The following is a 19,500-nucleotide window of genomic DNA, read 5'->3' as shown; positions in this document are numbered from 1 at the left end:
GGTAAATTATCTTTTTTCAATGTTCTACTCTTACTTACTAAATTCGATACATAAATTTGCAACATCGCGTGTTGCATCTAATTTGGCTGCTGCTTTTGCTTTTTCAGCCATTTTTAATACCCGTGACTTATCTTGAACATAGGGTTTTAGCAAGGCAACTAGGTCGTCTTGCGTCATATCTTTTTGCTGAATGAGTAACGCAGCTTGTTGCGCTACAAGGTAATTGGCGTTTGCAGTTTGATGATCATCAACGGCATATGGAAATGGCACAAACACAGCCATTTTCCCCGCGGCAGCAACTTCGCTTACTGTTAATGCGCCAGCGCGACATACAACAATATCTGCCCACGCATAAGCTTTATCCATATCATGAATAAACTCGCTCACCTGTGCGTTAAGCGCCATTTTTTCATAGCGTTTGGATACTTCCGCCAAGTGACCTTTGCCAGTTTGATGGAAAATAGCCAATTTACTTTCTTGTGCCAGCGTTTTAAATACATCAGGTAATTGATCATTAAATACTTTTGCACCTAACGAGCCGCCAACCACCAAAATATTGCAGCACTCGCTGTCTTTCTCTACTTGAGCTGTTGCAACACTGCTGCGAACGGGATTGCCAATGATTTTGCATTTTGCGCTATCAAATGCCGAAGGAAACGCCGCCATCACTTGATTTGCCATTTTGGCAAGCAACTTGTTGCTAAGCCCAGCAACCGCATTTTGCTCATGAATTAGCACCGGAATACCTAATAACTTTGCAGCAACACCAGCAGGTCCAGTTACATAACCACCCATGCCAAGTAATACATTTGGCTTTTCTTGTTTCATCACTTTACGTGCTTGCAATATCGCTTTAGCCACCATAAAAGGCGCTTTTAGCAAACGCATAATGCCATTACCGCGCACCCCTTTGACATCAATGTAGCGAATATCAATGCCGTGACGCGGTACAACATCCGCTTCCATTCGGTCGGACGTGCCTAACCATACTACTTGCCAACCTTGCTCTTGCAGATAATTTGCTACGGCGATCCCGGGGAAAATATGCCCCCCTGTGCCACCAGCGACAATCATTATTTTCTTACTCATGATTTTCGCCCTCTTACAGTGGCTTGTTTCGTCGCCATTTTCACCTCAAAATCAACACGCAATAAAATGCCGGCTGCAACCGTCATTACTAATAAACTTGAACCACCATACGATACGAATGGCAAAGTCAGACCTTTAGTAGGTAAAATACCCGCGCTCGCCCCAACGTTAACCATACTTTGAAAGGCGAACCAAATTGCGATACCTAGCGCCAAATAACCTTCGTAGTCTTTACCTGCTTTAAGGGCATTGAAGCCAATATTTAGCGCTCTAAAAATCAGCACAAATAACACAGTTAACACGCTTAATACGCCGATAAATCCGGTCTCTTCGGCTAAAATCGCAAAAATAAAATCGGTGTGCGCTTCAGGCAAATATTGTAGTTTTTGCACGCTATTACCTAACCCTTGACCAAACCAATCACCACGACTGTATGCCATTAACGACTGAACCAATTGATAACCCTTACCAAACGGGTCATCCCAAGGATCCATAAAGCCAGTAATACGTGCACGACGATAAGGTGAGCTGGCTATCAGTAACACTACTAGGCCAACACCTGCCATCATCAAAGCAAAGAATTGCCACAAACGTGCGCCCGCTAAGAACAGCAAACCTACAGTTGTTACAAACATTACTACTACCGTACCCAAGTCGGGCTGCATCAAAATCAAAAACGCATAAACCGTAAAAACAGCCAACGGTTTAATAAAGCCTTTTAAGTTTTCTTGTACTTCAGATTTTTTGCGAACCAAGTAACCAGCGAGATAACAAAAGAAAAATAATTTAGCAACTTCAGATACTTGAATATTAATAGGCCCTAAACCAATCCAACGCGTTGAACCGTTTACTTCACGACCAATAACCAGTACCGCGATTAACATAGGTACACCCGCCAGCAACAGCGGTAAATTGGCCTTTTTCCAAAAACTCATCGGTAAGCTGGTTGAGATCATCAACAAACTCATACTCAACACTAAATACACAACGTGGCGAATGGTGAAATGGAAGGGGTTATCAAACATACGAATTGCAGTTGGCATCGACGCGCTGGTTACCATAATAAAACCAACACCAGCCAAAATAACCATGCAATAAATAAGTGGAATATCGTAAAGTGTATTCGAGCGCACATGAAATTGCGCTTTTAAAAACTCAATCACCTTCATGATTTCACCGCCTTGTTAACCAACTCTACAAATGCATCGCCGCGATGTTCAAAGCTGTTAAACATGTCAAAACTCGCACACGCAGGAGCAAGCAATACTATATCCCCCGAAACAGCGATAGCCTTCGCCTGTAATACGGCATCTTCAAGTGAGTTTGTCTGGTTTGCGCTTTCACATAACGCTGCTATCTGGGCTTTATCTTTACCAAACGTAATAAGCTGTTTAACGGTCGTTTCAATATCAACTTTTAACGGTGAAAAATCGGCATCTTTGCCAACACCGCCCGCTAATAAAATTATATTTTTACCTGTGGCTAAGCTTGTTAATGCAGCTTGTGTTGCACCAACATTCGTCGCTTTGGAGTCATTGACATAAAGTACGCCGTTATCTTCACATACTAATTGGCAGCGATGAGAAAGCCCTGAGAACTGATTAAACGCCGTTTTAAACACATCAACTGGCAGTTTAAGATTTTCTAACAGCGCCATAACTGCAAGCGCGTTGAATTGGTTGTGTAATCCAATCACTTTTAGCTCGTCAGTACTCAGCATTTGTTTGCCGTGTACATTAAAGTATTGCTGCGAAATCGTGTAATCACCTTGTTGCGCACCAAAACTAACACTTGGCGTTTGCTCACAATGAGTTAATGCATCATCAAAATTAACAACCACGTGTTTACTGTGTAAATGAATGCGCTGTTTAGCGTAAGCATAATCACCAAGGCTGTCGTAACGATCCATATGATCTTCGCTAATGTTGAGCACGCAACTTGCTTCACACACTAACGAATGCGTTGTCTCTAATTGAAAGCTCGATAGCTCCAATACATAGCAATCGTAATCTTGGTCAATAACATCCAGTACCGGTGTACCAATGTTGCCTGCAAGTGCCACTTTATAACCCGCTTGCTTTAATACATCGCGCGTTAGTGTAACCACTGACGACTTACCATTAGAGCCTGTTACCGCATACACAGCTTTGGTATTAATCCGAGCAAATAGCTCAACATCGCCAATCACTTCTACACCACGGGTTACTGCATCTTGTATATACATGTTAAAAAGCGCAATACCTGGACTAATAACGATTAAATCAACGTTTTTAAATAACGTATCGTTAAGGGCGCCAAAATGTGTATCTGTTGCAAGCTGTTTAGCAATATCAGCGTTAGGTGGCAAATCACGACTATCCACAACGCTAAACGCAATATTTTTACGAGCGAAAAAACGCATTGTGCTCAGACCGGATACACCCAGCCCAAGCACAATAATTTTTTTGTTTTTAAGTTCGTCTAAATAATTCATTTATCTCAGCTTTAATGTTGCTAAACCGGCTAAAACTAATACCACCGAAATAATCCAAAAACGCACAATAACGCGTGGCTCTGGCCAACCCTTTAATTCATAGTGATGGTGTATGGGTGCCATGCGAAATATACGTTGGCCGCGTAACTTGTACGAGCCCACCTGCAAAATAACCGATAGTGCTTCCATTACAAAAACACCACCCATAATCACGAGTACCAATTCTTGTCGTACTAATACGGCGATAATGCCAAGTGCACCACCTAGCGCAAGCGAACCTACATCGCCCATAAATACTTGCGCTGGATATGTGTTAAACCATAAGAAACCTAAACCCGCCCCCACAATCGCAGTGCACAGAACAACTAATTCGCTCGCCTCTGGGATATAAGGAATATGTAGGTAGTTGGCAAAATTAACGTTACTGGTTACGTACGCAATAAATGCAAATGCGCCGGCAACTAAAATCGTAGGTACAATAGCTAATCCATCTAATCCATCGGTTAAATTAACGGCGTTTGATGTACCAACAATTACAAAGTAAGCCATTACAATGTAAAACAAGCCAAGCTGTGGCATTACTTCTTTAAAGAAAGGCACAACAAGCGCAGTTTCTTGCGGTAACGCAGCACTGTAAAATAAAAATGCACCGGCAGTTAAGGCGATTACTGACTGCCAAAAGTATTTCCAACGCGCAATCAGGCCGTCAGTGTTTTTGCGCACTACTTTACGGTAGTCATCAATAAACCCCACCACACCAAGTGAGCCGATAACAAATAATGTGACTAATACATAACGGTTGCTTAAGTCAGCCCATAACAATGTACTGGCAAAAATAGAACCTAAAATCAAAATGCCACCCATTGTTGGCGTGCCTGATTTAGATAAATGCGATTCTGGACCGTCATCACGTACAGTTTGGCCAATTTGCATTAGCTGTAAACGACGAATCAATTTTGGACCAAAATAAAGCGACAGCATAAGTGCGGTTAACACACCTAAAATAGAGCGAAACGTTAAGTACGAAAAAACGTTAAAGCCTGAGTAAAATTGTGTTAAATATTCAGCCAACCACATTAACATGACTGTTCACCTTTCTTATTATTGAGCTCGTCTACAAGTAGTTCCATTCGAGAACTACGCGAACCCTTTATCAAAATTGTTGTACGCTCACTACCGCTAGCTGCATCGTTAAGTAACGCCTGCTTTAACGCATCGACAAGTTTTTCGCGGGTTGAGAAGTGGCGGCCAGGTTGTTCAAACACATCACTCGCCGATTGACTGAGCACACCTAATGTATATACATGATCTATGCCTTTATCTCTGGCGTATTCGCCTACTTCTTGGTGATAGACACGTGCATCTTCACCAAGTTCAGCCATATCACCTAAAACCAGTATTTTTTTGCCGTTAATACCGCTTAACAGGTCAATTGCCGCACGAACCGAACCTGGATTAGCATTGTAGCTATCATCGATAAGAGTCAGCTTTTGCGAGACCTCAATAATATTCACGCGCCCTTTTACCTGCGGCATATTACTTAAGCCAGATGCAACTTGTTTTAAGCTAACATCCAGCGGAAGTACCAACGCTGAAGCAACTAAGCTGTTAGTGACATTGTGTGAACCTGGAATCGGCAAATCAACTCGCACCGCTTCACCTTTATAAACTAAGTCAAAGCTTGCACGACCAAAATCATCTAATATTATATTTTCAGCCCAAATATCTTTGTGCTGTGTTGCTGAGAACTGAGTTACCTGTTTGTCTTCAAGGCGTGCTAACCAATAGTCAATAAACTCACTATCGGCATTAACTACTGCAACACCATTTTCAGGTAAGCCTAAGAAAATTTCGCCTTTTGCACGCGCTACACCAAATAAATCACCAAAACCTTCTAAATGCGCTTCCGCCACATTGGTAATCGCCGCTACATGTGGTTTTACTAAATCAGTGGTATAGGCAATTTCACCCAAATGATTTGCACCCAGTTCAATCACCGCATACTGGTGCTTTTCTTCTAATCGCAACAGCGTAAGAGGTACACCAATATCGTTATTAAAATTACCATCGGTCGCCAGTACTTCACCGAGCTGCGATAAAATCGCCGCGGTCATTTCTTTTACTGTGGTTTTACCTACACTTCCCGTCATCGCGACAGTTTTAGGGCTCACTTTAGCCATCACAGCTGCGCCTAACTTACCTAATGCAAGACGAGAGTTTTCAACGATAAACTGAGGGATATCGACATCTTGCTCTACTTCAACAATCAGCGCTTTAGCACCTAATTCTTGTGCTGTTTGGGCGAATTTATGGCCATCAAAGTTTGGTCCTTTAAGTGCTAAAAACACTTCGCCTGCTTGTAACTTTCTTGAATCGGTTACAATTGTTGAAAATGCTACATTTTCGCCGCGGTATGACACACCTAAGACGTCTGCAATCCAGTTTAGATCAGCCGTAATCATGCGCTTTCCCCTTTTAAAATCTGCTGTGCAACTAAGCTGTCACTAAAGTGCAGCGTGTTAGTGCCTATTATTTGGTAGTCTTCGTGGCCTTTGCCAGCAATTAAAATAATGCCATCAGCAGAGGTGGTGGCAATCGCATGCGCGATAGCTTGGTAGCGATCATGCTCAACCACAGCTCGTTCAGCAGCTGCAAATCCAGCTAAAATGTCTGCGGTAATTGCTTCTTCATCCTCTGTACGCGGATTATCGTTAGTAACAATTACTTTATTTGCATACTTTTCAGCGATTTGCGCCATTAGTGGGCGTTTACCTTTGTCTCTGTCACCACCACAGCCAAACACACACGTGATATTGCTGCCAACATGTTCCGACAATGCAATCAATGCTTGTTCAAGGGCATCTGGTGTATGGGCGTAATCGACAATACAGGTAGGTTTATTATCTGCGCTGAAAGCTTGCATTCTTCCGACTACCGCATCTAATTGGGCAATTTTATCAATTAACCAATTAAAGTCATATGTTAAATTCAGTAATGTCGCGAGTGCAGCGGTTAAGTTATATAAATTAAACTTACCAAACAAAGGTACGGTAACTTTTTGACTTCCCCAGCTTGAGCGAATATCACAACATAAGCCTTGTTTTGAATACTTTGCATTATCAAATGAAACAAACGGATAGCTAATATCGGTTGGCAGGTTTTCACCAAATAGAACTGGGTTAGGAATACGATCTTCTGCGAGCCATTGCTTTACTTGTGCATCGTCAAAATTAACGACATTACATTTCGTAGAGAAATTTGTTAGTAATGATAATTTTGCCTCGCCATAAGCGAACATAGTGCCATGATAATCAAGATGGTCACGACTTAAATTAGTAAACACCGCAATATCAAATGCACTATGCGCCACGCGCTGTTGCACTAAACCATGAGACGATACTTCCATTGCCACTAATTCATAATCGCGCATTTGCCAAAATAAATCTTGTAGGTCAATGGCTGAAGGTGTGGTGTTTGCAAGTGGCGTAAGCTGCTCGGTTTGACCCCAGCCGAGAGTACCAATAACACCTGTTTTAGCTTCTTCTGCACTGGCGAGGTTTGCGATCATGCTCGTTACGGTAGATTTACCATTAGTACCTGTAACGCCAACTAACTTAAATTGTGTACTCGGCTCGCCGTAAAAAGCACTCGCAAAAAGGCTCAGCTTATTCGCTAAGCCATCAATAACCTGTACATTCGCTAGATTTGGTTGATATTGACACTCGCTATCAACAAGCACTAGCGCAGCACCTGCCGCCAAAGCGTTATCGATAAAGCGTGAACCATCGAGTTGATGACCTTTAATCGCAATAAACGCAGTACCGGGCGCTATGGCCCGGCTGTCTAAAGTCAGTTTATGTGTTTCAATGCCGCAGCTAGGTTCACCTATTGCGAGCAATGCGCGATCAATAGGTAACATAGTCCTGCCGTTGAGTTAGTTGCGCCACTGCCTCAAGATCCGGTGCAACATTTAAAATTCGCAGCGATCCAGACATAATTTCAGAAAATGCTGGGCCGGCAACATCACCACCATAATAAACGTCACCGCCAGGTTCATTAATCATCACAACAACCGCTAAACGCGGGTCAGATACTGGGGCAATTCCAGCAAAGTAACCTACATATTCATCACCATAGCCGCCAAATGCTGCTTTTTTCGACGTACCAGTTTTAGCTCCAACGCGATAGCCATCAAGCTTTACACGCCTAGCAGTTCCGCCACGTTCAAACACGCTTTCCATCATTTCAAGCACCGCATACGCATTACGCTGTTCAAACACGCGGTCGCCATGCACTTCGCCTTCTTGTTTTAAAATCGTCAGAGGACGGTTAATGCCACCGGAACCGATAGCTGCATATGCACGCGCCATTTGCGCGGTACTTACTGAAATTCGGTAACCATATGCTAATGTTGCCACCTCAAAATCAGACCAACGACCATGCGGTGTAAATAAGCCATCGCTTTCACCAACCATACCCGTGCCAGTTTCCTCGCCAAAACCTAAACGTTGGAAGAAACTAATAAAGTCTTGTTTAGGCATAGTTTGTGCTATTTTCGATACACCCACATTTGACGATTTTTGTAAAATTGTACGCAGATCCATTGAGCCATTGTTCTTACCATCGGTAACAATACTGCCGCCAACACGCATCCACCCTTTTGTATTAATCACGGTATCAAAATCGATGGTGCCATACTCTAGTCCAGCTAAAACCGAAATAGGCTTTAACGTTGAGCCAGGCTCAAATAAGTCAGTAATTGCGCGGTTACGGCGTTTATGTGGCGCCGCATCTTTTAAATTATTTGGATTGAATGACGGGCTATTCACCATAGCTAGCACTTCGCCAGTCGTCACATCAACAACCATAGCGCTACCCGACGTTGCTTTATAACTCAGAACTGCTGATTTTAAAGAACGGTAAGCCAGTGATTGAATGCGCTGATCAATGCTCAATTGGATATTTTCAGGCTCAATACGCGCACGCTCGTCAAGAATTTCTATTTCTCTACCTTGTGCGTCTTTACGAATGGTACGTTTACCAGCTTCTCCGGTTAACGCTTCATTGTAAAGTTTTTCAATACCTTCGATGCCTTCACCATCGATGTTAGTAAAGCCAAGTACGTGCGCAGTTACTTCACCCGCTGGGTAAAAGCGTTTTGATTCGTCGAGTAGGTAAATTCCAGGCAGTTTTAATTCTGAAATATAGCGTGCTACCGGTGGAGTTACCTGACGCTTTAAATACACAAAGCGGCGGGTGTTATCGCTTGTTAGTTTTCCATCAATTAACGGCTTTTGCAGGCGTAATACTTCAGCGAGATCCTGCCAGCGCGAATCGCTGTTATAGATTTCAATTTTTTCTTTTGCAACACGTGCGGGATCATCATCTAATGCTTTGACCGCTTGTTTAATATCGAGCTGATTTTCTCTCGCATGCTTGCGCGCAAGACTATAAACCTTGGCTGTTAAGGCCTTATCAAGTTGTTTTGGGTCACCGTATACACTTACAACCGGTACGCTAATCGCCAGTTCGTTACCATGGCGATCTAAAATTAAACCACGCTGTACATTAACCTTTTCCACGCGTACCGTACGTTTATCATTTTCAGACACGGCAAAATCAGGTTCGATAACCTGAATATAAGCGGCGCGTGCAACCAGTGTTGCAAATACGGCAAAAATCGTGGCACATACCAATAAGTATCGCCAGCGAATTAAGCTGCCTTGTTTTGGTTTAGTAGTATGTCGTTTCATGGTAATACCACCAGCTTTTCATCCTTGCGTTCTGGTCGTTTCATATTAAGTTTTTTCTTGGCGATATCTTCCACTCGGGCATGCTGTGCGTAGAATTCACTTTCTACAACTAAATAGCCCCATGCCAAATCTAATTCATCTTTTTGTTGTAACAACGTATCTTGTTTGATCACTTCCGCGCGTGACGCATCGGTAACCATCACTACGGCAAATGCCGAAGCAAAAATAGAAAAAAGCAGCCCCAAAGTGACTTTCTCCCTAAAAAGTCCCTTAGTGATCTCGATAAACAGGTTTGGCTGACGCGTATTATTTTTACTAGCCACTACAACCTCTTAGCGATCCTAAGTACGGAGCTGCGCGCACGGCTATTGCGAGCTATTTCTTGCTCGCTCGGTTTAATAGCCTTACCTATCGCTTTTAACGTTAGGTTTTGTTTTAACTGTTCATCAGTAAGCGGAAGGCCTCGCGGTACTGCTTCGCCTTTGCTTTGCTTTTTAATAAATTGCTTAACAATGCGATCTTCGAGCGAATGGAACGAAATTACCGCTAAACGGCCATCTTGCTTAAGTACATCAAGCGAGCCTTGTAATGCCGTGGTGATTTCTTCAAGCTCACTGTTGATATAAATTCGAATTGCCTGAAACGTACGCGTTGCTGGATGCTTGTGCTTATCTTTTACTGGTACTGCTTCATCAACTAACTTTGCTAATTGCTTAGTCGTTGTGATTGGATGCTCATCGCGCGTTTCAATAATTTTGGTTGCAATACGGCGACCAAATTTTTCTTCGCCATACTTCTTAATCACAAAAGTGATGTCTTCTAGTTCCGCTTCTGCCAACCACTGCGCTGCACTGCGGCCAGAACTAGGGTCCATACGCATATCCAGTGGACCATCGTGCATAAAGCTAAAACCACGGTCTGCTTCATCAAGCTGTGGACTTGAAACACCAATATCTAGCAAAATACCATCAACCTGATTTAACAAATTGAGGTTTTCGGCTACCTGACGGATATTTGAAAAGCGATCATGCACAATCTGAAAGCGCGCATCATCGGCAAACTTTTTCGCCGCTTCAATTGCCGTTGGGTCGCGATCTACCGCAACGAGTCGTCCTTGCTCACCTAGGCGTTTTAAAATTTCGCCCGAATGGCCGCCACGACCAAAGGTACCATCGATGTAAATACCGTTTGGCTTAATATCTAAAGCCTCGATCGTTTCGTCGAGTAACACGGAGATATGCTGTTGGCTTTGAGACATAAGGCGCCTATTATTAAAAATTGAAATCTTGTAGTCGTTCGCTAACGGTCAGATCTTTTTGCTGTTCTTGGGCGATATCTTGTTGTAATTTTTCATTCCAAGTATCTTCATCCCAAAGCTCAAACTTATTGAGTTGACCAACTAACATTAATTTTTTATTGAGCCCTGCATGCGCTCGAAGTGGAGATGACAATAAAATTCTGCCGTTTTTATCAAGCTGACATTCCATCGCACTACCAAGTAAAATACGTTTAACGCGACGTTCCGCTTCAACCATATTCGATAATTGACTCAGTTTTTGCTCAACTTCTTGCCATTCACTTAGCGGATACAACAAAAGACAGGGATCTTTTAAATCAATTGTGCACACTAACTGGCCTTCGCAATCTGCCTGCAATAAAGCACGAAACTTGGTTGGTATTGCCAAGCGTCCTTTATCGTCGAGGTTAATTGCATGTGCGCCACGAAACATGTAAGCGTTCCCATTTTTTTATTAGTGCCGATCCACTGAGATCCATTTTTTACCACTTTTCTCCACAACGTTAGAGTCTAGGGCTTGACACAGGTATTTGTCAAGAATTGTAACAATAATATTTTTCTCGCTAGCCCTTTATTGATAAGGGCTAGAGCAAAGTTAATGAATTTAGTGGAAAAATGTGGAGGGAGATCTTAGATCAGGCCTTTACTAGCCTAGCATTGAAACTTTTTGCACAAAAAGCGATCGAATATTTATGGTTTAAGAAAATAAGCATGCGCATAACAGATCGTTCTTTTACAAACTTTAACTGTAAACAGTTGTTGTTATTTTGACCCTCTGATATTTTGTGATGATAAATTGCGATCTTATTTAAGGAAATATTTATGAAGTTCAGCAAATTGCAAAAAGGAATTACCTTAGCGTTATCAATGTCGATGTTAGTAGCCTGTAATGGGGACTCAGGCTCAGACTCAGATAATGATATTGGTGGCGGCGATAATTCATGGGTTGCCGGTGAGTTTAAAGCAAAAGAGATATTTGCGAATAAATGTGCCGTTGTTCGTACTGGATCTGATCCTTATACCAATGAAGTTTATAAAGACCGTGCTGGTACACTCACAGATGAAAAAATGTGGTTACGTTCATGGAACCATGAATCATACCTCTGGTTCGATGAAGTTGAAGATGTCGATCTTGCCAATTACAGTACACCACAGGCTTATTTCGAGGTACTTAAAACATTTGCCAAAACCAGCTCAGGTGCAGATAAAGATAATTTCCACTTCGCACAAGATACCGCTGAATACCGTAAGCGCACTCAAGGCAGTGCATCTTCAGGATATGGCATTCGCTGGCAAGCGCGTAACCTCGATGAAGAAGGTCGTTTCACGCTTCCACGCACATTGTATGTGGCAACTATTGAACCAGGTTCACCTGCAGATACAGCGGGCTTTATACGTGGCGATCAGATCATCAAAGTGGATGGTGCTGATTTCTTAAATGGCAATGATGTTGAAACACTTAATGCTGGTTTGTTTCCGACAAATAATGGTCAAAGCCATGACATAACAGTAAAAGATGTATTTGGCGCGGAAAGAACCATTACAGTTACATCTGGTAGTTACGATCTTTCGCCAGTCAAAGCGACCAATACCTTTGTCCATGCTGGTAAAACGGTTGGCTATATTCAATTCGATACATTTAATATCAGCGACGCGCAAGATGATCTAATCAACAAGTTCACCCAATTTAGGAACCAAAATGTTAGTGAGCTGGTAGTTGATTTAAGATACAACGGCGGTGGTTTACTCGCGCTTTCTTCACAGCTGGCTTATATGATTGCCGGTGATGTGAATACGCAAAACCGAGATTATTATACGCTTAAGTACAATGGCAAATGGTCTAACGATGAAACTATCGGCTTCTATGATAAAAAAATTGATTGGCAAAACGGTAATTTAACGAACATCGATTTACCAACCGTAGGCCTTAATAAAGTATACGTGTTATCGAGTGATTCAACTTGTTCAGCGAGTGAAGCACTAATTAACGGATTAAAAGGCATTGATTTAGATGTTGTGTTAATTGGTGGCCAAACATGTGGTAAGCCTTATGGCTTTGTTCCAACCGATAATTGCAGCACAACTTATTTCACAATTCAGTTTAGCGGTGTAAATGATAAAGGTTTTGGTGAGTACTCTGATGGACTAATCCCTAAGCAAAATCCTAACTTCCAAAACGAAGTGCGCGGTTGTACGGTAAGTGATGACTTAACTCGTCCACTCGGTGATATTTCAGAAGGCATGCTATCAGCTGCGCTTTACCACATCGAACGAGGCAGCTGCCCACCAATTGCTGCAAACTATGCACCAAAGACATCAACAACGACTAAACAAGTTGTTGGGCACCCTCTTAAAATGCCACAAGATCGTACGCAACAAATGATTGAAAATAATGCGATCTTTACGCCTCTTGAGACTACAAATAAATAAACGGCGGTTTATTTATTAACGCTAGAAAAAGGTGGCCATGCCACCTTTTTTATTCATATACCTTCTTCACAGCATTTTTTCATATCAATTACCGGAAAATAAAAAACAACGAAATCCCGCCAACCGCAAGCACAGTGCCAAACAGCGTTTTTCCAGAAGGAATTTGCCCTTTTAAAATTGAAAACAACAAAATAAATAAAGGTGATGTGGCAATTAACGTTTGCGCTACAGCCGGATTCGCATATTTAAGTGCAATTTGCTGCAACCAAAGCGTTAAGAAAGTGCCCACCACAATGGCAAGTAACAGTAATACAAACTCACGCTGTGCCATTTTTGAAAAACCAGTAACTAGCTGGGCTAACTGTTGTCGTTTAATCAGTACAAGGGTTAAGAGCAGCACGCCCACACCTGCAAGTAGTCTAAGTACTGCACCTAGTAACGGCTCAATATCGCCAGCAACAAGCGCATAATGAGAAATCACCACGCCCGAGGCTTGGCAAACACTGGCTAATAGACCAAAGCCTATGCCAGCTGCATTCACTTTTTGGGTATGGGTTTCAGGCTGCATCACCACTAAGGCTACCGCAAAGGTCGTTACCAACACACCTAACCAACTCTGCCAAGTTAATAAGCTACCAAGTATTAATACCGCTAAAATTCCGGAAAGTGGCGGGGCTATAGATTCTAGCAAGAGAGTTTTATTTACGCCTATGCGCTTTAATGATGCAAAATAAGCACTATCACCAATAGCAATACCTATCACACCTGAAAATAACAAAATCCCTATATGCTCAGGCGATAAACAAAACTCCACATTTGGCAGTAAAGGCAGCGTAAGCAGCATTAATGATGCAGCAATAACACCTTTAACCAAATTAAGCTGCAAGGCACTAAAGTGATGACTAAAACGACCATACAGCAGGCTTGCTAGTGCCCAAAAAAAAGCCGCAGCTAACGCTGCCACTTCACCTAACATACTATTTCCTCAATAAAATTCTTTCCACCAGATTGAAATTCTCAGCGCAGCTGCCACAGTTAACGTAGCCCCAAATAAACGTTGAGAGCAAATTATGGCAAATTGGATTGATGGACAAGTTACTCATATCAAGTGGTGGAACGACAAGCTATTTAGTTTAACCGTGTCTGCATCATTACCAAGTTATAAAGCAGGGCAATTTACTAAACTTGCAATGACAATTGAAGATAAAAAAGTCGCCCGTGCATATTCTTTCGTCAATACACCGTCAAACAATAACCTTCACGAGTTTTTACTGGTTACTGTGAAAGACGGATTACTTTCACCACCGCTTTCTGATTTAAAAAAAGGGGATACATTGCAAATAGCTGAACAAGCCTCTGGTTTTTTTACGTTAGATGAGGTGCCAGTATCTGACACATTATGGCTATTAGCGACAGGCACGGCGATCGGCCCTTTTTTATCTATGCTAGGTGATGATGGGATTTGGCAAAAGTATAAACATGTTGTGCTTGTTCACGGGGTACGTAAACACACAGACTTAGTTTATCAGCAGCAAATTTGCGACCTGTGTAGCAATCATCCACTGACGTTTGTGCCCGTTATCAGTCAAGAGAAGTGGCCCGATGGGCTGCAAGGTCGCATTACTAATGCGATAACCTCAGGTGAGTTATTTAACCACGCTGAAATAATGCCAACGCCACAAAACAGTCAGTTTATGCTTTGTGGAAATCCTGAAATGGTCAAAGAAACAACGCAATTACTATTAGATTTAGGCTTTACGCTAAATCGCCGCGCAAAGCCTGGAAATATTACCGTGGAGCAATATTGGTAAATTGTCGTAATTAAGGCCGGCTACTCACCGGCAATAGACATACTCTCAATCAAAATTGAGCCTGTTTGAATGCTGCCGCGCACATCAACATCACCGCCAATTGCCGCCACTTTTAAGAACATGTCTTTTAGGTTTCCGGCAATGGTAACTTCACTTACTGGGTATTGAATTTCACCATTTTCTACCCAAAAGCCAGCTGCACCGCGTGAATAATCGCCGGTGACAATATTAACACCTTGACCCATAACCTCTGTTACTAACAAGCCTGTGCCCATTTCATTAAGCACATTTTTTAAATCTTGATGCGAGGCCTCTACTAACCAGTTGTGAATACCACCCGCATGGCCTGTTGCCTGCATACCAAGTTTGCGTGATGCATAACTTGCTAATAAGTAAGTTTGTAACTCACCACCTTTAATGATTTCACGATCTATAGTTTTAACCCCCTCACTGTCTACAGCTGAAGATGCTAAGCCACCTAAAATATGCGGACGCTCCTGAATATTCACTTTATCGCTAAACACTTGGCTACCTAAGCTATCAAGCAAGAAACTCGATTTGCGATAAAGTGCACCACCACCAATGGCTGAAACTAAGTGGCCAAATAGCGAGCTGGCGATATCAGCGCGAAACACAACCGGATACTTACCCGTTGGAATACGACGACAATTTAAACGTGCGATTGTTTCTTCTGCCGCTTCAATACCAACACTTTCAGCGCTACTTAACCCTTCTTGTTTACGTGCGATGGTATACGCTGAATCGCGTTGCATCATGCCATTTTCTTCGCCAATTACCATACAGCTAATGCTATGACGACTGCGCGGAAACCCTACTAATTGACCATAACTATTGCCATATACACGCAGGCCATTGTGGCTAGAAAAACTAGCGCCATCTGAATTACTAATACGACTATCAAACTGCATTGCTGCCGCTTCAGCTTGTTTACACAAGTCAATTCCTTGCTCAGCGGTTACTTGCCATGGGTGATACAAATCAAGATCTTGCGGAGCAAAATCAAGCAACTCTTTATCAGCGATGCCATTACATGGATCTTCTGAAGTATATTTAGCAATCTCAACTGCTTTCGATACAACTGTTTTTAGCGCATCAGGGCTTAAATCTGCGGTTGACGCTGAGCCTTTTTTATTTCCTACATAAACACTAATGCCAAGGGCACCGTCTTGGTTATATTCAATCGTTTCAAGTTCGCCTAAACGGGTTGAAACAGATAAACCTGAGGTACTCGACATTGCTGCTTCAGCAGAGCTTGCGCCTAACTGTTTTGCGTAATCGAGCGCTTCGCTCACCGCTTGCTTAACTTCATTGAGGCGCTGAAAAATTGGATCGTTAGAGTCTGCTTGCATAGGAAAATGAGTTTAAATTTAAATATTTTTTTAAGCATATCAAAAATACCGTCATAAGGCAGAGCATCGAAACAGATTTTTCACGTATAATATAAAGAAATTACGCAATTAGACTTGGGTAGATTTACTCAAAACAGACTAACAATGCGTGACATTACTAATTTGTGGAGAAACCATGGCCAAAAAGAACAAAGTTGATTTCGATACGCCAGAGGAAGAAATTATTTACGTATCACGTGCAGAACTTAAGCGTGATGCCAAAGAGTTACATGGACTTGGTGCCGATATTGCTGGACTAAGCAAAAAGCAACGTAAAACAATTCCATTAAACGATGAATTGATTGAAGCGATGGAGCTTGCAGATCGCCTTAAAGAAAAAACGGAAGCTTACCGCAGACATTTAAACTACATTGCAAAATGTTTACGCTTGGCGGCAAATATTGAAGAAATCACTAAAGCGGTAGATATTTTGAAAAACAAGCATGCTCAAGGTAATGTGTTGTTTCATAAACTTGAACATATTCGCGATGAGTTAATTGAAGTTGGCGACAATAAGATCAATGAGTTAGTATCAGAATATCCCGAACTTGATAGACAGCGATTACGTCAATTAACACGCCAAGCAAAAAAAGAAAAAGAAGCAAATAAGCCAGCTAAAGCTTATCGTGAAATTTTTCAGTGTTTAAAACAAGTAATCACGCACTAATAAAACAAACAGCAACGGTTAAGGATAAGCATGAGAACAATAAGGCAACTTGGTATTTTACTCACTGCATCTGCGCTTGCAGCGTGTAATGGCTCATCGGGTAAAAACGATGAAGTGACACCGCCAGACCCAAATGCGCCAACGCTATTGACGCTTTCGGTACTTGATGAAAACTGCCAAGCACTTGCCACACCCTCTCTCGTTGCTGGTTCAACATTTTGTGTACAGGCTTTTCTAAGTAAAAATAGCGAAGCCATAAGCAATACCAGTGTTAGTTTTGAAACAGCGCTAGGCACATTGTCGCCAAGTAGTAAATTAACTAATGTTGATGGCATTGCACAAGTATTACTCAGCAGTACCCCTTCTGATATTGGCGCAGCGGAGATCACGGCAACATCGCAAGATGCGAGCGCTAGCACAAGCTTTGAGTTTTTACGCGACACTAGTCAAACAACGCTATTGCCTGTTGTGACACTCACCAGCTTAGTTGGCGATTTAGCGGTAAACAATGCAAAGCTTGGCGAAGTTATTACGTTAAAAGCCAACTTGCTCGACAATCGAAGCAACCCAATAAGCCAAGTACCGATTAGTTTTTCTGCTGAGATTGGTGAGCTTAATGCTGCATCTTGGTTAACCGACGCAAATGGTAATGCCAGTGTACAGCTAACGCTCGCTTCCGACAGTCCTATCGGCGCGGCCACAGCCGTAGCAACGTACCAAATTGATGAAACTAATAGCGTAAGCTCACAAATAAACTATCAAGTATTAAGTGCCGATGATATTGATACACCGGTTATACAAGCGGGTTACTTTGATAGCAATGGCAATTTTGTTGCTAACCAATTGAAACTTAGCGTTGCGCGCCAAAGCGATGGCTCGGTAGATTTAGCGGCTGGCGGTACTCTCGGCCTATCACTAGTATTAGTAGACGAGAACCAGCAAGTAATCACTACGCCAACGGCTGTTAATTTTAGCTCCAGCTGTGTAATTAATGGCACAGCTAGCATTGACCAGCAAGTTCTCACAATAAACGGTGAAGCTAATTCAACGTACAGAGATATTAACTGCGCTGGGGCCAATGGTAATCAAGATCAAATCATTGCAAGCGTTACCGTAAACGGCGAAAACATTATTTTAACGCAAGATGTAAACCTCTCTGGCGAAGCTCTCGGTGCCATTGAGTTTGTATCAGCAGATCCGACGTCAATCGTGATTAAAGGTACTGGCGGCGTAGGCAAACAAGAAATCTCAACCATCACTTTCCGCGTTAAAGGCAAACAGGGTAATTTACTGGCTCAACAGTTAGTTAATTTTAGTGCAAGTACCGATGTTGGCGGTCTAGAAATATCTCCTACTTCCGCAATAACTAACTCACAAGGTGAAGTGAGTACCAAAGTAATCTCGGGGACTGTGCCAACACCTGTTCGCGTTACAGCAAGTGCCACAACGACTAACGATGCAGGCGAAAGCGTCGAGATTATCAGTCAATCTGATTTGCTCTCGGTGAATACCGGTCTTGCCGACCAAAACAGTATTTCTTTATCTGCAGAAATTCTTAACCCTGAAAGTCACAATACAAATGGCGTAACAAGTGAGATTACCGCATGGCTAGCAGACAGTTTTAATAACCCAGTTCCCGATGGCACTACAGTTAATTTTACCACTGAAGGCGGTCAAATAGAGCCAAGCTGTCAAACTACCAATGGTTCATGTTCAGTTACTTGGCAAAGTAGCAACCCTCGCGTGTTTAACCACAGATCCACCATTCTGGCTACCGCCATTGGCCATGAAACCTTTTTCGATACCAATGGTAATAACCTATTTGATAATCAAGATGGTAGTGCCGTAGAAAACGAAAAAGTATCAAGCGGGTTTGGGCGTGCTGAATATTTACCGTCAGGTTTTATCGATATGTCGGAAGCATGGCGCGATGACAACGAAAACGACCAATACGACCAAGGCGAAACCTTTATCGACTTTGATAACAATAAAACCTTTGCCAATGCTGATGGTATGTTTAACGGCCCACAATGTTCTAGCGATTTGTGCTCAACAAAAAGCTTAATTAATGTGCGTAAGTCATTGGTGCTGATTATGGCAAGTGGCAGTAGCTATTGGTCATTGTATGAAACAGTGGAAACCACACCGGGTGAATTTAACGAAACTATAGTCGCGAGTAACCGTGATAACGTAAGTATCTTTAGAACACCCATTGCACGCGGTGGTAGCCAATCTTATTCGCTAAGCTTTGCTGACACTGCATTACAAACCTTGCCCCAAGGCAGTACAGTGAGTGTGAGTACTGATCTTGGTGAACTAGTTGGTCAAACAAGTTTTACGGTAGGTAATACCAATGGAACAGCAAGCCCAATCAGTCAAACTGACTTAAATACTAATATTACTATCTCAAGTGCAAAGACTAAGAATGTATTTGGCGGCGATACGATAGGTTTTACGCTAAAAAATACGCTCGCTGAAGGTGATGATGCAACTACCGCGAACTTAACGATTGAAATAACAAGTTCAGGTGGCGTGGTTACATCACAGTTTATTACGGTCGACTTACAATAA

The 19,500-nt window shown here is 42.4% G+C and carries 16 protein-coding genes; 4 read left to right on the top strand and 12 right to left on the bottom strand.

The window, feature by feature from the left end; translation table 11 throughout:
* Positions 1–30: 30 nt before the first annotated feature.
* From murG to mraZ, 10 genes are read right to left on the bottom strand one after another with little or no spacing between them, the layout of a single operon-like run.
* Entirely contained in the window at positions 31–1,089 is a 1,059-nt protein-coding gene (gene murG, locus L1068_RS16840; RefSeq protein ID WP_237131181.1) for an undecaprenyldiphospho-muramoylpentapeptide beta-N-acetylglucosaminyltransferase, read from the bottom strand.
* The gene (gene ftsW / locus L1068_RS16835) at positions 1,086–2,258 is read right to left on the bottom strand and encodes a cell division protein FtsW (protein WP_237131180.1); all 1,173 of its coding nucleotides are present in this window, start codon (positions 2,256–2,258) and stop codon (positions 1,086–1,088) included. Before ftsW ends, murG begins: the two co-directional genes overlap by 4 nt.
* On the bottom strand, positions 2,255–3,562 hold the full coding sequence (gene murD, locus L1068_RS16830) for a UDP-N-acetylmuramoyl-L-alanine--D-glutamate ligase (protein ID WP_237131179.1): 1,308 nt from the start codon (positions 3,560–3,562) through the stop codon (positions 2,255–2,257). The genes ftsW and murD overlap by 4 nt, the downstream gene beginning before the upstream one ends.
* Positions 3,563–4,645, bottom strand: a complete 1,083-nt coding sequence (mraY, locus tag L1068_RS16825; RefSeq protein WP_010561171.1) for a phospho-N-acetylmuramoyl-pentapeptide-transferase — start codon at positions 4,643–4,645, stop codon at positions 3,563–3,565. It lies immediately after the preceding gene.
* Positions 4,639–6,024 carry a UDP-N-acetylmuramoyl-tripeptide--D-alanyl-D-alanine ligase gene (murF, locus tag L1068_RS16820; RefSeq protein WP_237131178.1) on the bottom strand — a complete coding sequence of 462 codons (1,386 nt, stop codon included), beginning with the start codon at positions 6,022–6,024 and terminating at the stop codon, positions 4,639–4,641. The genes mraY and murF overlap by 7 nt, the downstream gene beginning before the upstream one ends.
* Positions 6,021–7,481, bottom strand: a complete 1,461-nt coding sequence (locus tag L1068_RS16815; RefSeq protein ID WP_237131177.1) for a UDP-N-acetylmuramoyl-L-alanyl-D-glutamate--2,6-diaminopimelate ligase — start codon at positions 7,479–7,481, stop codon at positions 6,021–6,023. Before L1068_RS16815 ends, murF begins: the two co-directional genes overlap by 4 nt.
* A complete protein-coding gene (locus L1068_RS16810) occupies positions 7,468–9,315 on the bottom strand; it encodes a penicillin-binding transpeptidase domain-containing protein (RefSeq protein WP_237131176.1) in 1,848 nt (615 codons plus the stop codon). Before L1068_RS16810 ends, L1068_RS16815 begins: the two co-directional genes overlap by 14 nt.
* Entirely contained in the window at positions 9,312–9,638 is a 327-nt protein-coding gene (gene ftsL / locus L1068_RS16805; RefSeq protein WP_054978925.1) for a cell division protein FtsL, read from the bottom strand. The genes L1068_RS16810 and ftsL overlap by 4 nt, the downstream gene beginning before the upstream one ends.
* Positions 9,638–10,573 carry a 16S rRNA (cytosine(1402)-N(4))-methyltransferase RsmH gene (rsmH, locus tag L1068_RS16800; protein ID WP_237131175.1) on the bottom strand — a complete coding sequence of 312 codons (936 nt, stop codon included), beginning with the start codon at positions 10,571–10,573 and terminating at the stop codon, positions 9,638–9,640. Before rsmH ends, ftsL begins: the two co-directional genes overlap by 1 nt.
* A 13-nt stretch (positions 10,574–10,586) precedes the next feature.
* Positions 10,587–11,045 carry a division/cell wall cluster transcriptional repressor MraZ gene (mraZ, locus tag L1068_RS16795; protein ID WP_010561177.1) on the bottom strand — a complete coding sequence of 153 codons (459 nt, stop codon included), beginning with the start codon at positions 11,043–11,045 and terminating at the stop codon, positions 10,587–10,589.
* Positions 11,046–11,434: 389 nt separating this feature from the next.
* Between mraZ and L1068_RS16790 the strand changes: the two genes are divergently transcribed.
* On the top strand, positions 11,435–13,042 hold the full coding sequence (locus L1068_RS16790) for a S41 family peptidase (RefSeq protein WP_237131174.1): 1,608 nt from the start codon (positions 11,435–11,437) through the stop codon (positions 13,040–13,042).
* Positions 13,043–13,130: 88 nt separating this feature from the next.
* Here the strand turns inward: L1068_RS16790 and L1068_RS16785 are convergent, their stop codons facing one another.
* On the bottom strand, positions 13,131–14,018 hold the full coding sequence (locus L1068_RS16785) for a DMT family transporter (RefSeq protein ID WP_237131173.1): 888 nt from the start codon (positions 14,016–14,018) through the stop codon (positions 13,131–13,133).
* Between the two features lie 94 nt (positions 14,019–14,112).
* Between L1068_RS16785 and L1068_RS16780 the strand changes: the two genes are divergently transcribed.
* Positions 14,113–14,853: a ferredoxin--NADP reductase gene (locus L1068_RS16780; RefSeq protein WP_237131172.1), complete on the top strand. Its 741-nt coding sequence runs from the start codon at positions 14,113–14,115 to the stop codon at positions 14,851–14,853.
* A 20-nt stretch (positions 14,854–14,873) separates the two neighbouring features.
* Here L1068_RS16780 and pmbA read toward each other — a convergent pair whose 3' ends face one another.
* On the bottom strand, positions 14,874–16,223 hold the full coding sequence (gene pmbA / locus L1068_RS16775) for a metalloprotease PmbA (RefSeq protein WP_237131171.1): 1,350 nt from the start codon (positions 16,221–16,223) through the stop codon (positions 14,874–14,876).
* A 175-nt stretch (positions 16,224–16,398) separates the two neighbouring features.
* Here pmbA and yjgA point away from each other — a divergent pair, with 175 nt between their 5' ends.
* Positions 16,399–16,929: a ribosome biogenesis factor YjgA gene (gene yjgA, locus L1068_RS16770; protein WP_010561182.1), complete on the top strand. Its 531-nt coding sequence runs from the start codon at positions 16,399–16,401 to the stop codon at positions 16,927–16,929.
* 30 nt (positions 16,930–16,959) lie between these two features.
* On the top strand, positions 16,960–19,500 hold the full coding sequence (locus L1068_RS16765; protein WP_237131170.1) for an Ig-like domain-containing protein: 2,541 nt from the start codon (positions 16,960–16,962) through the stop codon (positions 19,498–19,500).

Source organism: Pseudoalteromonas sp. MMG024, assembly GCF_021654175.1.
Classification (GTDB): Bacteria; Pseudomonadota; Gammaproteobacteria; order Enterobacterales; family Alteromonadaceae; genus Pseudoalteromonas.
This window is presented reverse-complemented; position numbering and strand designations above follow the sequence as displayed.